This is a genomic window from Duganella lactea, from assembly GCF_009857505.1.
Lineage (GTDB): Bacteria > Pseudomonadota > Gammaproteobacteria > Burkholderiales > Burkholderiaceae_D > Rugamonas > Rugamonas lactea.
Map to the genome: position 1 here is coordinate 1 of NZ_WWCP01000002.1, position 14,966 is coordinate 14,966.

Below are 14,966 nucleotides of genomic sequence, written 5' to 3' on the forward strand. Positions count from 1 at the left end.
GCTCAACTGGGAATGGATACGGCTCTTTCTTTTTGCGCGGTTTCTTGGTGGTCATCGTGTCGATCATGGAGCATCCCTTTCGGTATTATTTCATGACCCCGTTTCACACAGAAATTCTTACAGGCTCTGAACCCTGACATGCTGTTTCTCCAAATTCCGCGGGTTGCTTCGCCAGGAAATGTCGAGAAAATTATATAATTTAGCGGTGTTCTGTACAAATCAGTCTTGCTAGAAACTTAGGCTGACTATATTCTTCTTCACATCGCTTACTCGCCTTTCCAACACTGACCCTGTTTTTTTTCAATGGGATAATCAAAATTGAAAATCCCTTTAAGTTGGACACAGGCGTCGCTTTAGCGCACCCGCCGGGTGAAGTGCGGAGGGGAAGAAGCTGGCTGTGGTGCTGTAATGAATGATCGAAATGCCAGCCCGGACACCGCTACAAATGGCGCACTCATCCTCGTGGTCGATGACGAGCTTGATCTTTTATCCGCCTATGCCATGTTGTTAGAACACTTGGGTTATCGAATACGCACAGCGAGTAATGGCCGAGAAGCTTTGGCGTGTGCTTTACATGAGCGGCCCGATATTGTTGTGTCGGATTTTATGATGCCGATAATGGACGGAGCCCAATTGTGCAGAGAGTTACGCGCCAGTCCTGCGCTTAGTAGTATCCCATTCATACTTTGTAGCGCAGGAAGGCTACGCAACGATGTCCCGATTCCCTACGATACTTTTTTTCCCAAGCCTGTCTTGGTTGATCGACTGGTAAATGAAATCAATCGGCTTATCTCGCGCAGAGATGCTACCTAGTTGTAGTGCGTGCTTGATTCCATCGCCCTCGATCTACCGCTGCGCCTTGACTTTGCCCAGCTCTGGCTGACAAGCGTCGACCGCATTTATCTTGGGCTGTCCTGCGACGGCCCCATTAGACCGCGAGACTGCATCCACCAGACCAGTTCGTCGAACCAGTGGTCACTCGTCGTGCCTTTCTGCTTGAGATCGAACCCGTGCCCGCCGCGCTCATAGATGTGGAGTTCGGCTGCCACTCCCGCCTGCCGCCATGCGGCGTAGATTTGCATGGCATCGTTTGGCTGATACTCGTCATCGGATGCTGCAGCGATGAAGGCCGGTGACGCATTGGCTGGCACAGGTGTGCGTAGTCCGCCGTAAAGCAAGGCGACGAAATCGGGTCTCGATGCCTTGTCTCCGATGGCGAGGTCTGCTGCGAGAAAGGCTCCAGCGGAAAAGCCGATAAAGCCGACACGATTGGGGTTGACGCCCCATTCGTTCGCGCGTTGTCGCACTACCTTCATGGCGCGCGCGCCGTCCTCCAGAGCATTTTGTTCACCAGCAAAGCGCGGTATCTCAACGGAAGAGCCACTCTTCGCCCGCGCCATCAGGGTATCCATTTCCTTCATATGCACTTCCGGCATCTGCATCGAATCAGCGGCACTTCGGATCGTACGGTATTTGAGCACGAGCGCAGTGATGCCACGCTGAGCCAGTCGACGCGCAACCGCCGTGCCGCCGGCGTCGTAACCCAGTCCAACAAAACCGCCTCCGGGCGCGACGATCATGGCTGTGCCATTGGCCTGGCCGGGCGCGGGGCGGAACAGTTCCAGCGTGGGTTCGCTGACGTTGCGGATCATGGTGCCGTCCCCACTGTCTAACTGCTCCCGGATTTCCGGCACGCCTAGCGAGGCGATCATACCTTGAGGATAAAGCGGAATAATCATCGCCTCGACTGTCGATGTCTGTGCAGTAGCTGTCGCCGAAAGCAGTATCGCGGCGGCAACCAGGCTGACACTTCTGATGGAGCGGTTCATGAGCATTTTTCGGCTTTCAGAACTTGGTTTTGAGGGTAAGGAAGGCCGAACGCGGCTGGACTGGCATGACGAGTGGATTCCCGAAATACTGGTAGGTGTCAAACGAGCGCCGGCCAGCCAGATTAACGACTGAAGCCTGGATCGTAAACCGTCCGAGGTCGTAAGCAGCCTGAGCGTCGATCATGGCGTAACCAGGTACGCTCAACGTGTTGGGGAGCGTGATCTGGCGGGCACTGAGTGCAGTTACTCCCGCGCCAAAAGACAAACCTTTGGCCGCACCTTTAAGAATGCGGTAGTGTGCAGCGAGACGTCCGCTATTGCGAGGCACCCGGGTTAATTCGCTGCCCACCGGAATCGCATTATCCGCTGTCACCCGGGTGTTCGTGTGGGCATAATTGGCAAGCAGCGACAGCGCCGGCGTCGGCTCCCAAATCAGGTCGGCTTCCACTCCGCGCGCACGTTGCCGGCCAGTCTGGATATTGAACCCCACGTTGTTCGGATCCGCCGTGGCGACATTATCGCGACTCTGGTTGAAGACCGAGAAAGTGCCCGACAACCCGGCTGTCGGTAACGCCAGCTTTAGGCCGTAATCGATGTTACGGGAGGTCTCGGGTTTGGGCACTGCGACGCCAACGAAGCCAAATGCCGCGCGAAAGGCCGTCGCGTAACCTGCAAAGAGCGCGACGCCGGGAGCGATATCCAACGTTGCCCCGATCCTGGGCAAAACACGATGGTAAGAGTCATCATTGGCCACGCCGATATTGCTGGCTTCCTCGAATTTGAGTTGCGTATAGCGCAGCGCACCCGTCACATGTAGCCGGCCGTAGGTCGCCTGATCCTGCAGATAAAAGGCCATCGTTCGATAATGGTCTGTCTGCAGGTAGTTGACCGGCAATTGCGGCGTGTAGACCACGTCATAGACCGGCTTCGCCAAGTCGATCGTCCCTTCGGGCGTATTGCTCACGAATAGTCCCATATTGCTGGAGAAACGGGTCAAGTCGTAATCAAGACCTGCGAGGAAGGTATGCGTACCACCGAGCATTTCCACCTTCGCCTGCACGTTCGCGTCGAACGTCGCTTCCTTTGTGTCGGTGATCATCGTGATCGGAAGGATCGGGTAGACGGTGGGCGTGGCCGGGTCAGGCGCCATCATGTCTGGATCGACGAAGCTGCCATACTCCCGGATCGCGCTCTTGTAATAGCGGCCGCTGACGGTCAGCTTGACGTCATCGGAGAAGCGGTGGCGCAGCGTCGCCTGCCCCATGTGGTTGTTATTCGTGGTCAAAGGCTGTGCCAGCGGCGATCCAGGAAAGGCATTGCGGTCGATCTGTCCCGCCAGCGCCTGCCCGGCCGGCAGGCCCGAGTATTCGAGCTGACTCCGGTGATTGGACTGACCTTGAAGCAGCAGATCGGTCGCGGGATCGATCTGGAATGATAGACTGGGCTGCAACGACCAGCGTCGCCCATGAACCTGATCGATCCAGCTTTCGTTGTTCTGGTATTCGCCGGCAATCCTTGCGGCCACGCCAGGAGCCAGCGGTACGTTGATGTCACCGGAAGCGCCCTTGTCGGAATAGCTGCCAGCGCGCATCGCCAAGAAGCCGCCAAGCTTGTCGTTTGGCCGCTCGGATTCAATATTGATGACGCCGCCCAGCGGCGTGCCTAGACCGCCGCCGTAGAGGGTGGCGCTCGGCCCCTTGAGTACGTCAATCCGCTCTACGCCCACCAGGCTGGTCGGATCGAACGCCTGCTGGTTGCCTGCGTAGATCGGCAGACCGTCCAGATAGACCTCGGCAGGAAAGCCACGCACGAGCGGAGGAATCAATAGCTGCTCTTCGGAGCGCGTAGGAACCACGCCGGAAACATTGACCAGCGCCTCGCCCAAGGTGCGGCGGTCTTGGTCCTCGATCAGCGATCGAGTCAGTACTTGCACTGACTGCGGCACCTCGATCAGTGGCGTGTCGGTGCGCGTCGCCGCCGTTGCGCTCGGTACAGCGTAACGCTCGCGCCTTCCTGTTACGACAACCTGCTTCATGGTCCAGCTCGATACATCCTGTTTTTGATCGGGTGGCGTGCCACCATGATCGGTGGTTGCATCCAGAGCGGGCGAAAGGTCTGCGCCCGGAGCGGCGGCGCCTTCCGCGCGAACGTCAACGCTAGTGGCGAAGGCAGCGGCCACACAAATGCACATATACGTTTTTTTCATCTTATTTTCTGATTCATGTCGTTAGGCGCCATCATGTCGCCGGAGAAATTCAGGGTTGTCCTTGGTTTAGCGCGCTAAATAAATAGGTGAGCCGTTTCAAAAACGATAGGTGACCGTCAGCTGTGCTGACAGCGGCCGGCTAGGATCGAGCGTGTAGTTGAAGACACTTGCCGATCCGCCGGTGTAATACTTGCGATCGAATAGATTAATGACGTTCAACTGCGTCCGCCATGCGCCGCTTTGATACGACAACGAGGCGTCGGTGCGGACATAGCCGGGCAGCTTGTAGGTATTGGGGAGATTCGCTTCCCGTTCGCCGACGTAATAAATACCGGCGCCCACACCCAACCCTTTCAACGCTGCGCCCTGGAATTCGTAGGTATTCCAGACGCTTGCGTGGTGGCGCGGGACATTGGACAGTGCGTCACCGACCGGCAGGCTGTTGTCGCTCTTCACGAAGGCATCGGTATAGGTGTAAGCAGCGATAAGTTTCCATGCCGGCGTGATCGATCCCGCGATGTCGAATTCGACTCCCCGGCTTGCTTGCTTTCCAGTGAGTACCTGACGCGTCGGATCGAGGGGATCGCTGGCCAGAATATTGGTGCGCTTGAGGTCGAATGCCGCGAGGGTTGCGTTCAGGCGATTCTTAATCAATTCTTGCTTCAGGCCGACTTCAACCTGTTCGCCGAGCTCGGCGTCATACGTGCTAATGGTCACGCCGTGGGCGATATTGGGCGCGTGGCTGCGGCTCCAATCCGTGAACAACGCAGTACTGTCGGTCGGTTGCCAGACCAAGCCAATGCGTGGCGAGAAAGCATTCTGGCTGCCTCTGGCAACCTCTGATCCGCCCAGCAGCTCACGATTTTCAAACCGGTCGCCACGCAAGCCAATATGAAGTTTGACCTGCGACGTAACATCAATCAGATCCTGAACATACACCCCAAGGTCCTTGCCCTGGGCCTGATGGTAAGGGCCCGATGCCGAGGCAGCTACTAATGGGGAAACGTAGTTGGGGTTGAACAAGTCGAGCGTCAACTGCGATACCGCCGAGCCGGCGCCACCCTGTTCAAGGTAGCCATAGTCAATGCCGGCGAGTAGGGAATGTTTAAAGGCGCCAGTGGTGAAATTGCCGAGCAACTCGGCCTGCGCCGAATACTGCCTCGATGCTTCATTTGCGCCGCTATAAACCGAGACGTCGAGCAGGTTGCCGCCCGTGTACGAGCCGCTGTCCGGGAAGCTCTGTTGGGATAATTGGTGCGCATGGCTGTAATGTGCGGCGGCGCGCACCTTCCATTGAGCGTTCAGCGCGTGTTCGAATAGCAGCGTAGCAGCCTCGGTATCGTTTTTAGCAAAGTCGCCTGCCACGCCGGGATAGACGCCATCGCGCAGCCCAAAATACCGGGTGCGGGAAAGCGTCGCGTAATTTGGGAGGTTTGGGACCCCAAAATCAAAGCCATCACGATTCAGATGGTTGAATTCGGTGAGCAGCGTCAGCGAGGTTCCACGACCGTTATTCCAGCTGATCGCTGGTGCGATTGACCACGAATCGTAGCCCGCGTTATCGCGGAAGGTCGAGTTCTTTTCATATGCGCCGTTGAGGCGGACGCTCAGGCCGCTGTCGAGACCCTGATTGACATCAAGAGTCGAGCGGCGCAAGCCATAGCTGCCCAGTGTCAGACCCACTTCACCGAAGTTCTCCGGGCCCGGTCGCTTGGAAACAGTATTGACGTAGCCACCTACAGCGCCAACACCGCCGTAAAGCGCTCCGGCCGGACCCTTGAAGACCTCCACCTGCTCAATGTTTTGTACATCACGGAATGCCAGATAGCCGTAATTGCGGAAGCCGTCCCTCAGGCCGTTGTTTTCGCTAAAGCCGCGGATATTAAAAAACGTCGCGCCGTTGCCGCCGTAATTGGACTCAGCAAGCACGCCGCTGACATTATCGAGTAACTGGTCAGTGCGGGTAACGCCGCGGTCGCGTAAAACTTCGTGCGGAACGACCTGAATCGACGCAGGCAAATCTTTTAGTGGGATCGATGTGCGGCTGGTGCTTTCCGCAACTACAGCCTGATAGCCAGGATCAACATCGGCACGAACCAATACAGTGGGTAGCTCTTGAGGGGTGCTTGCGTCAGCAGACCAGGCGATCGAGACATTAGAAGAAAACGCGATACCGAGCGCGATTACGAGCGGGCGAACCTTGGTGCTTTTGCATTCAAATTTCATGGTGTAATCCGATTAATTATGTGTAGTTTGTGTATTGGATTGGCATTTTTCAGGCCGCGATGCCGGTCGGCCGCTGTTGAGATCAACACCAAAGGAAGCATCAGGGCGATTTCATTTGTGCAGGAGGACGGCGCATCTTCTCAATGAGGCTGTCGAACAGCAACACGGCCAGCATCGACGCCCCCAATAGCGGGAAGCAACAGCCCAGCACAACGGCGATTACCACTACGCCTTTGGCCAGCTGATCACCTTCCTTGCGCGCCGGCGCGGCCAACTTGCCGGTGGGACGGCGTTTCCACCAGGTGATGACTCCGCTGAAGCAAAGTGCGACTAGGGCCAAGCAGCCTGCAAGCATGACAATCAGGTTGGGCGTGCCATACTCGGCCCCCTGGTGCACGCTGACACCCCACTCGGTGATGCGGCCAATGGGGCCGATTTGGTTGGCGCCGATATCCATCAGCACCTTGCCGCTGTATTGGTCAATGTGTACTACTCGCTGGCCTGCAACTTGGCCTGGCGTGCGGATCGCGGAATAGACACCGCGAGGATCGCGCGGCAGCGCCAGACGGTAGCTGCCATCCATGCCAATGCGGGCAAGGTCGGCCAACACCGTATCGGGACCGACGACGACGGGATTGTTCAACACCGAATAGCTGCTGGCGCCATGGCCGGAATGGGCCATCGCTTTATGTTGCGCGTGCGGGTCGTCCGATGCCGGGACAGATTCCTGCTGCTGTGCCCAAGGCAACTCGCCAAGCTCGGCCGCTGGCAGCGTGGACTTGGGTACACCGCGCCACATGCCGTTGGGCACACCAAGATCGTGTGCGCTCAACCAGGCGTTAACGTTCTTGCCCCAGAACACGGACCACGGCATTCCTGTCAGCGCCAGAAACAAGATGACGACGCCCGCAAAAACGCCAGTGACGGCGTGGAGATCACGCCACCAGATCCTTCCGGCCGCCTTGGGACGAATAGACACCACGCCAGCAGTTCGTCCACGTGGCCACCACAGGTAAATTCCCGTCGCCATCAACACAATGATCCAGCCGGCCATGATCTCGATGACCACATTACCTGCGTCGCCGGCGATCGCCAACGAATGAACGTGCTTGACGATGGTCATGATGCGGTTGCTTTCGTCGATCGCGCCCGTAACGCGCCCCGTACCCGGATCAACAAACACCTGCAGCGTCGCGCCGTCAGGTCGGATGATGTCGACTTGCGCGTTGCGGCCACTGTCTGCCGGCGACGTGTATGCCTTGGGTTGTCCAGGATAGGCCATCAAGGCTTGGGCAATGATCCTCGTAGGCTGGAGACCTTGGACCTCGCTTGCCGCCGCTGGCCTGAGCATTTCGGACGAATAAACAATGTCGTCGATCTGCTTGTGAAATAGATATATGGCGCCTGTCACCGCAAGCGAAAAAATAAACGGCACACAAAGGACGCCGGCAAAGAAATGCCAACGCCAGATGCGGCGGTATAAGCCAGACGATCCAGCTGTGCTGTTGGGTACGTTTTCCGTACTCATAGTTTTACCTCAATAGTTAATGGCTTATCTGCGCCAGAGGAACGAGCTTCAGTGAGTGAGACGGCAGCGGCGGCAGGCTATAAGAGGCGAAGTAAAAAAACGCCAACGCTGCAAACGCAGCGGCGTTGAAGCAACGCAACGCCCGAAGGGCGAAGGCGAGCGAGTTCAGTGATTGGTTCATGGCAATCCTCGTTAAACAGGTTCAGATCGCCGCCAGATTTATGGCGGCATAATGCACCGGCAAACCGGGCATATACTGGAGCTGGAGATGTGACCGCATCAGCGCACGCGCGTGCTGCCGAGGGCTTGGTCAGGCGAGGAAGGGAGGTGCGCGCGGGTTGGCGGTAGACCACGCATGCAGGGAGTGCGGTGCGGCGTAAAACAGCGGTGGATAGATATCGCGACCGGAGTCGATGGCAAAGACAAGTGATGCAGAGCCCGTCAATGCAAACGTGCCGCCATGGGTGACGCAAAAAGCACAGTGCTCCATTCCATGTTTGGCTGTGGCCGGCTTTTTGCTACTTTCGGAGTCAGTAACTTTGACTACTTTGTAGCCATTGACCGTACAGATTTCCAAGGTGACCGCGGGGTCGGTTCGGGCGGCCAGCGCGTGCGAAATGGTCGGGGCGAGCGCACTGAACAAGATGGCCAGCATGGCAATCCAGATATGCAGTGTTTGTCGCTTTGCTGTTCTGATCATGCTGACATTATAGTAGAAAGTTCTTCCCGATTGACGTAAAACCAGGCTATAGGGCAATTTGTCCTAATATTCGTACCCATCGGCGACAGCCTTGTTCTCAATGCTCCTGGTCATGTTGCTGGTCTCCTTCCAATTTCACACCAGCTCAGTTAATCATCGCTCGGAAGTGACTGCGAATTCCTCACGCAATCCATAGAGTTTGCATGACCTGTATACGGGTCATTTCTGACCCATTTAGGGCCATTTTTGAGCTGGTCGAGCTCATAGGTGAGCCAGTATGGCTCAGGGATTTGAGCGAGGTTGACTTGGTGCTGATACTGGTGCAATGTTGCGCTTGTTTTAATGCCGTACATAGGATTCAAGCGACTCATCAACCAGTTCTTCCAGGAGCAACGCGCGATGGCCAGTATTGAACGAACCGCATATCCCAGATTTCCCCGTACGCTCACGCTCAAGGATTTGCAGACATCGTTCACGCCAAAGCCGGAAGAGTCAGAATGGGCTCAGAATTTCGGACGCGGGCAGGAAAGGCGACTGGCACTGTTGGTGCATTTAAAGTGCTTTCAGTTCCTGCGCCATTTTCCTCCGTTGGAGGCTATTCCGTCAGAAGTAGTCGAGCACGTCTCAGCAAGCCTTGGAATGCAGCCGGTCGGCAAGTTAATTTACCCCAAGGCCCATACCGCACTGTACCGGGATCATAAAACCATACGGACTTTCTTGGGTGTGAAGGCATACACGGACGCCCATACCCGCACGCTAACGATCGATATTGCACAAGAAGCAGCGGCGGTCGTCGATACCCGCGTGGACATCATAAACATCACTGTCGAAGAACTGGTGCGGCTCGGCCACGAACTGCCCAGTTTTGGGGAAGTCGATAAGATCGCTGAACAAGCGTACGCCGCTGCCGAATCGACATTGCATACCCGCGTCGCCCAGCGCCTCACACCTGAGCAGCGCAACTGGCTGGACCAATTACTCAAGACCGATTTGATTGCCAGGCGCTCAATGTATAACGAAATCAAGCGCTCCGCAAAAAAAGCATCGCGCAAACATCTGGATCTGGTGTTGGACCAGCTACGGTGGCTTGAGGAACTGCCAGGGTCAGACACGCTGGTCGCCGACATACCGGCGACCAAGCTGAAACACTTAGCGGATCGGGCCGCAGTCCTCGATGCTGGAGACATGAAAGACTTCAGGCCGGCAAAGCGCTACACGCTGATTTTGTGCTTGATCCGCCAGATGAGAGTTGGTGCGCGTGACGATATTGCGGAGATGTTCATCCGGCGCTTGAGCGCGATTCACAAGAGCGCCCGTGAGGAGTTGCTGGTGATTCAGGCCCGGCAGCGTGAGCTGAGCGAAGTTCTGGTCGCAACGCTGGAAAAGGTGGTTGAGATTCTGGCAGAAAAACTTGATGATGCGGATACGGGGCGGCGTATTCGAGAGCTATTGGCGCCGCATGGTTCGCTCGAAAAACTGCAGGCAGACTGCGAAGCGATCAGGGTTTGGGGATCAGGCAATCATTTGCCATTGCTGTGGAATACCTTTAAGTCATGGCGTTCTGCAATGTTTCAGATGGCGAAGGTACTGCAGTTCCACTCGGCTACGCAGGATCAATGTCTGCTCAACGCCCTGGCGGTCGTACTGCAAAACGAGCACAAGAAAGCGGAATGGATCGCCGACGATGTGGATCTTTCTTTTGCATCCGAGCGCTGGAAAAAACTAGTTCGCCGTTCTCATGGCTTGGGCAATCCAACTAACCGGCGCAATCTGGAAGTGTGTGTGTTTTCCCATCTGGCGAGCGACCTGCGCTGTGGTGATGTATGCATCGACGGCGCCGGGACATTTGCAGACTATCGTGAGCAATTGATGCCTTGGGCCGAGTGCCTCGAATTGCTTAATGCTTACTGTGAGCGCGTGGGCATCGCATCTGATGCTGATGCGTTTGTACAGCATCTACAAAAGCTGCTGTCCGACACCGCTGATCAGGTCGACAAGGAGTTCCCGCAGCATGCCGGCGACCTGTCAATCGGAGCAAACGGCGAACCGACGCTTAAGCGCACGACGGCGCGCGAGATCCCGGCATCGGCGATCGCACTACAGGCCGCCATTGAGAGCAGGATTGTGCCACGCAATCTGCTCGATATCTTGGCCAACATTGAACACTGGACAGGTTTCACACGCAACTTTGGGCCGCAGTCTGGTGACGACCCCAAGCTACGCAATGCCAAAGAGCGATACCTGCTAACGGCATTCGCAATGGGATGTAATCTTGGCCCGAATCAGGCAGCTCGCCATCTGTCCAACGGTGTGACGCCGCACCAGCTTTCGTACGTCAACCAGCGGCACATGAGCTTAGAACAGCTCGACAATGCCTGCCGTGATCTCACCGAGCTCTACCTGCGTTTAGATCTTCCTAAACTGTGGGGAGAAGGTAAGAAGGTGGCCGCTGACGGTACGCAGTACGATTTTTATGAGCAGAACCTACTCGTCGGCATGCACTTCAGGTACAGAAAAATGGGCGCCGTCGCATACCGCCACGTAGCTGACAACTACATTGCTTACTTCCGTAGTTTCATCCCGCCGGGCGTTCTAGAAGCAATCTACGTCATCGAGGGGTTGATGAAAGCAGGCTTGTCCGTGCATCCTGACACGGTGTATTCGGACACACACGGCCAATCAGAAGCGGTGTTCGCATTCACCTATCTGAATGGTATCCAGCTAATGCCGCGCATACGGAACTGGAAGGATTTGAAGTTCTATAAGGCCGACAAAGCCCACAAGTACAAACACATCGACCGGCTATTTACCGAAGTGATCGACTGGAAACTGATCAAAAACCACTGGAACGACCTGATGCAGGTCGCTATCTCGATTCAGCAAGGTCGGGTGTCCTCACCGATGCTGCTGCGCAAGCTAAGCCATGAAGGACGCCACAACAGGCTCTTTGCCGCGGCGCGAGAACTGGGCCGCGTTCTGCGCACGGTATATCTACTCAAATGGATCTCTCAGAAGGAGATGCGTCAGGAAGTCACTGCTACAACGAACAAGATCGAGTCCTATCACGCCTTTACCAAGTGGCTCGACTTCGGCGGTGACGTGATCGCAGAAAACGATCTGAACGAACAACAAAAGCGGGTTCGCTACATCGACCTGATCGCCTCAGCGGTCATACTACAAAATACCGTCGATATGATGCGCATACTTCAAGATATGGAAGCCGACGGCGAGCATGTTGACGTCAGTGAGGTTACATTTATGAGCCCATACGGGACCAACGGGGTCAAACGCTTTGGCAGTTATCATCTTGATTTGAAGCGTCCTCCAGAACCGTGGGTCAAAGAGTTGATGTTCCGACAGGCGGTCAAAAAGGCGAGGCAAGCGAGTGCCCCAAGTGGTGCCGCCGGCGCAGCAAAAGGGAAGAGTGTGTGAATAAACCAAACGAAACCGCCGAAACGCCATATGGTCGCCTCGACGTAGCAGCGCTGAACGCGGCGCAAGACTCATTCGATACCAGCAAGCTACTCCAGATGGTTGACGAACTTGACGCCGTATTGGTCGCAACAAGGAAAGAGGACGGACTGCGTGATATGTTGCTGCGCCTACACGGGATGGCGCACACCGTCATCAATGGCGCCGCGCTATCGGTGCCGGCAAATGAAGAGACGCTTCCAGAGTTGGCGTTTGATGTCGCATCAGAGGTGCTGGAGATCATTTCGACGCTGAGACGGTGGCAACCACATCTAGAAGTACTTGAGCGACTGGCCACTAGAAACTAATTTCGAAATTTGCATAAGGGGCTAGGTTTATATAACTACAGCACTTATGTGTCATTTCCACCTTTATCCCGGCACACCCTCCTGAATGGTACGAACCGAAAGCCCTGCTCCAGCGGCACCAAGCTACCAATTGCAGGAAACGGGAAGTGGAAGCCCCCCACTAAGGCATCATTGTCGAGCGTTTCAAGGAAATGATGTCGTACGCTCAGCGCGGACGCAGGGTCCATGTCAGTCGCGACGGACCACTCCGGATGGAGCGCAAACACAGCGGGCACATTAATCATGTCGCCGATATAATGGAAAGGCCGCGAACCATTACGAATGGTGTAGGTGGTGTGACCTGGGGTATGTCCATAAGCTGGTACCGATAAGATTCCGGGTGCTACTTCATGGCCTGGCTCGTAACGTATCAACATTGTGTCAGGCATACCGGTAAACACCCTTTGCGCCAATTCGAACGCAGTTTTACGTTCCGGGGCCGCTCGCATATTCGATGCACTCATCCAGAAATCGTACTCGCGCTGAGCCACCCAGACTTTGGCGTTGGGGTAGACAAACTCGCCAGCACGATTCCTCAGCCCGCTGATATGGTCCGGATGAAAATGAGTGATCAGCACGGTGTCGATATCTTCTGGCTTGAATCCTGCCGCCTTCAGACTATCGACTAATCCCCCCGTAGTTTCCCGCGGCGTGCCAAACTCACCAAGCCCCGTATCGAGCAGAATACGACGCCCTTCTGAAATGACAAGGAAACCGGTAAAGGGAAGTTCAACCTGAGTGGTGCTCAGCCCCAACTTATTCACTAAAGCCAACACCTCTTGAAATGGAGCATTGGACACGTATTGGTCGTTGAGTGGGAAGTGCGTCACGCCGTCATACAGTGCGACAACTTCTACATCGCCCAGACGAACCCGTCGAAATCGCTCTTTCTGTCCAATTTCTAACGCGGATAAAGGACGCGTCTGGGCGAATGCAAGCTGTTGTGAAAAAAGAGTGATGGCGCTGGTTGAGGCAATGCAGGCGAGCATTTCACGACGATTCATTTGATTAACTTTCAATGTGATAGTAAACGGAATGTTCTGTACATCTACACCGATAACTATAGTGCTGTCGGAAAAGTGCCGATAGATGAGAAAATAGTAAGAACCGTCTCAAATATAGAACAATGCCATGCAAATATCTAACCTAAATGACCTCGCCCTATTTGCTGCGATCGTAAAAGCTGGCTCCATCACCGCGGCGGCGAGCGCCACTGGGCAAACCAAATCGAAAATTAGTCGGCGGTTGGCCGTACTTGAGGAGCAACTCGGTTTGCGCCTTATACAACGCTCGACCAGGGCAGTCCATGTGACTGAAGTTGGCGCGGACTTCTTTAAGTATTGTGAAGCTATGCTTGAAGCGGCGCAGGGCGCGATGAATTTAGCGAAACAGGCGATTGAACAGCCTCGCGGTTTGGTCAGAGTCAGCACGCCGGCAGGTCTGGCCCATCTTTTTTTAGCCGATCTTCTTCCCGGATTTCTCTTAGAAAACCCCGAAGTGCAAGTTGCGCTGGAGCTGACCAATCGCCGCGTTGATTTAATTAGGGAAGGATTTGACATAGCGCTCCGGGTACGCACCCTACTGTCGGATTCTGAACTCATCCTGCGCAGCCTTGGTACCTCGCCGCAAGTCCTTGTGGCGAGTCCGGCATTTGCGGAAAAGCTTGGTTCAATTCATGAACCGTCAGTCTTGGATGGAGTCGTTGGTCTTGGGGCAAGTGAACACGATGGCATGTCTGCTTGGCTGGTAAAAGATGCCAAAGATAAAATTTATACTATTCCCTTTAAACCTGCGCTACGTGCTAGCTATGGCCCGCTTCTGATCCGAGCAGTCTTGCAAGGGGTAGGCGTAGCTCAACTGCCGCTCAACCTGTGCCACGAACATTTACAACGTAATGAATTAGTTCTTTTGCTTCCTAAGTTCCGCTTACCCGAGCATCAACTTCACTTGGTCTATGGTTCAAGCAAGGGCCTGTCGCCAGCCGTCAGAGTATTTGCCGATTACTTGGTCGAGCACCTCAGACCACAGTTAAAGCATGTTCAAGATGTATATAAGTCGATGTTAAATGAAACACCGGCGACCTTGATTGCTTGAGTCGGCATCCACTACCGTACTTCCTCGCCGATGCGCTGCAAAGTGGCGCCGTCAGTCAAGAAACTCCCCGCGAGTTGTGCTAACATCGCCGCAGAATGCATATGTCACAAACTAATCGGGCGATCGCGGCCATCATTATGTTGTTCAGCTTGCTGTTTGCTCAGCTGGCTGTTTCTGCATACGCCTGCCCGATGCCGGACAAGTCGCGCCAGGTTGCGATGGTTGGCATGGCTGGTATGCAGGGCTGCACGGACATGGGTATGGACAAGAGCAGCCCCGCCCTGTGTGCCGGGCACTGTGACACGGGCCACCAGTCGGCAGACACCCCCGGCGCGCCCGCCGTCCAGCCATTCGTGGCCTGCAACTTGGAAATCGTGCTCCCCGCCATCGAGCGCACCTACCTCTCGCTTGCGATCTCACTCGAATCTGTCCCGCTAACGCGCGCCACGGCTCCGCCTTTGGCCATTCAGCATTGCTGTTTCCGCATTTAATCCTCCAGAGCGCCTAGTTCGTCACCGCCTCGCCGTCCAGGCATGCGGTGTTGTTCATCGCATTCTGGAGATAA

General features: G+C 55.4%; 12 protein-coding genes. 5 read left to right on the plus strand and 7 right to left on the minus strand.

Features of this window, described 5'->3' with window-relative positions; genetic code table 11:
* Positions 1–408 precede the first annotated feature (408 nt).
* The gene (locus tag GTP44_RS02660; RefSeq protein WP_161018214.1) at positions 409–813 is read left to right on the plus strand and encodes a response regulator; all 405 of its coding nucleotides are present in this window, start codon (positions 409–411) and stop codon (positions 811–813) included.
* Positions 814–899: 86 nt separating this feature from the next.
* Here the strand turns inward: GTP44_RS02660 and GTP44_RS02665 are convergent, their stop codons facing one another.
* The 6 genes from GTP44_RS02665 to GTP44_RS02690 form a co-directional block, all read right to left on the minus strand.
* On the minus strand, positions 900–1,829 hold the full coding sequence (locus GTP44_RS02665; RefSeq protein ID WP_161018215.1) for an alpha/beta hydrolase: 930 nt from the start codon (positions 1,827–1,829) through the stop codon (positions 900–902).
* A 16-nt stretch (positions 1,830–1,845) separates the two neighbouring features.
* On the minus strand, positions 1,846–4,035 hold the full coding sequence (locus GTP44_RS02670; protein WP_202423952.1) for a TonB-dependent siderophore receptor: 2,190 nt from the start codon (positions 4,033–4,035) through the stop codon (positions 1,846–1,848).
* Between the two features lie 96 nt (positions 4,036–4,131).
* Positions 4,132–6,261, minus strand: a complete 2,130-nt coding sequence (locus GTP44_RS02675) for a TonB-dependent receptor (protein ID WP_161018216.1) — start codon at positions 6,259–6,261, stop codon at positions 4,132–4,134.
* Between the two features lie 100 nt (positions 6,262–6,361).
* Positions 6,362–7,789: a PepSY-associated TM helix domain-containing protein gene (locus GTP44_RS02680; RefSeq protein WP_161018217.1), complete on the minus strand. Its 1,428-nt coding sequence runs from the start codon at positions 7,787–7,789 to the stop codon at positions 6,362–6,364.
* A gap of 16 nt (positions 7,790–7,805) precedes the next feature.
* A complete protein-coding gene (locus GTP44_RS02685) occupies positions 7,806–7,970 on the minus strand; it encodes a hypothetical protein (protein WP_161018218.1) in 165 nt (54 codons plus the stop codon).
* A gap of 129 nt (positions 7,971–8,099) precedes the next feature.
* Positions 8,100–8,546 carry a DUF2946 domain-containing protein gene (locus GTP44_RS02690; RefSeq protein WP_229256746.1) on the minus strand — a complete coding sequence of 149 codons (447 nt, stop codon included), beginning with the start codon at positions 8,544–8,546 and terminating at the stop codon, positions 8,100–8,102.
* Between the two features lie 342 nt (positions 8,547–8,888).
* On the opposite strand from GTP44_RS02690, the gene GTP44_RS02695 reads away from it, so the two are divergent.
* Together GTP44_RS02695 and tnpC are read left to right on the plus strand one after the other, a co-directional pair.
* Positions 8,889–11,921, plus strand: a complete 3,033-nt coding sequence (locus GTP44_RS02695; RefSeq protein ID WP_161018219.1) for a Tn3 family transposase — start codon at positions 8,889–8,891, stop codon at positions 11,919–11,921.
* Positions 11,918–12,268 carry a Tn3 family transposase post-transcriptional regulator TnpC gene (gene tnpC, locus GTP44_RS02700; RefSeq protein ID WP_161018220.1) on the plus strand — a complete coding sequence of 117 codons (351 nt, stop codon included), beginning with the start codon at positions 11,918–11,920 and terminating at the stop codon, positions 12,266–12,268. Before GTP44_RS02695 ends, tnpC begins: the two co-directional genes overlap by 4 nt.
* A gap of 44 nt (positions 12,269–12,312) precedes the next feature.
* Here the strand turns inward: tnpC and GTP44_RS02705 are convergent, their stop codons facing one another.
* Positions 12,313–13,311, minus strand: coding sequence for an MBL fold metallo-hydrolase (locus tag GTP44_RS02705; RefSeq protein WP_161018221.1), 999 nt, complete (start codon positions 13,309–13,311; stop codon positions 12,313–12,315).
* 127 nt (positions 13,312–13,438) lie between these two features.
* Here GTP44_RS02705 and GTP44_RS02710 point away from each other — a divergent pair, with 127 nt between their 5' ends.
* Both GTP44_RS02710 and GTP44_RS02715 read left to right on the plus strand, forming a co-directional pair.
* Positions 13,439–14,401: a LysR family transcriptional regulator gene (locus GTP44_RS02710; RefSeq protein WP_161018222.1), complete on the plus strand. Its 963-nt coding sequence runs from the start codon at positions 13,439–13,441 to the stop codon at positions 14,399–14,401.
* Between the two features lie 101 nt (positions 14,402–14,502).
* Positions 14,503–14,892 (plus strand): hypothetical protein, encoded by a 390-nt coding sequence (locus tag GTP44_RS02715; protein WP_161018223.1) that lies wholly within the window; start codon positions 14,503–14,505, stop codon positions 14,890–14,892.
* The last annotated feature ends 74 nt before the right edge of the window (positions 14,893–14,966 follow it).

What these genes read in the sequence shown, in the direction of transcription:
- GTP44_RS02680 (WP_161018217.1), bottom strand. Translation starts at nt 7,789, where the DNA reads ATGAGTACGGAAAACGTACCCAACAGCACAGCTGGATCGTCTGGCTTA.
- GTP44_RS02715 (WP_161018223.1), top strand. Translation starts at nt 14,503, where the DNA reads ATGTCACAAACTAATCGGGCGATCGCGGCCATCATTATGTTGTTCAGC.
- GTP44_RS02670 (WP_202423952.1), bottom strand. Translation starts at nt 4,035, where the DNA reads ATGAAAAAAACGTATATGTGCATTTGTGTGGCCGCTGCCTTCGCCACT.
- GTP44_RS02665 (WP_161018215.1), bottom strand. Translation starts at nt 1,829, where the DNA reads ATGAACCGCTCCATCAGAAGTGTCAGCCTGGTTGCCGCCGCGATACTG.
- GTP44_RS02695 (WP_161018219.1), top strand. Translation starts at nt 8,889, where the DNA reads ATGGCCAGTATTGAACGAACCGCATATCCCAGATTTCCCCGTACGCTC.
- GTP44_RS02710 (WP_161018222.1), top strand. Translation starts at nt 13,439, where the DNA reads ATGCAAATATCTAACCTAAATGACCTCGCCCTATTTGCTGCGATCGTA.
- GTP44_RS02705 (WP_161018221.1), bottom strand. Translation starts at nt 13,311, where the DNA reads ATGAATCGTCGTGAAATGCTCGCCTGCATTGCCTCAACCAGCGCCATC.
- GTP44_RS02660 (WP_161018214.1), top strand. Translation starts at nt 409, where the DNA reads ATGAATGATCGAAATGCCAGCCCGGACACCGCTACAAATGGCGCACTC.
- GTP44_RS02675 (WP_161018216.1), bottom strand. Translation starts at nt 6,261, where the DNA reads ATGAAATTTGAATGCAAAAGCACCAAGGTTCGCCCGCTCGTAATCGCG.
- GTP44_RS02685 (WP_161018218.1), bottom strand. Translation starts at nt 7,970, where the DNA reads ATGAACCAATCACTGAACTCGCTCGCCTTCGCCCTTCGGGCGTTGCGT.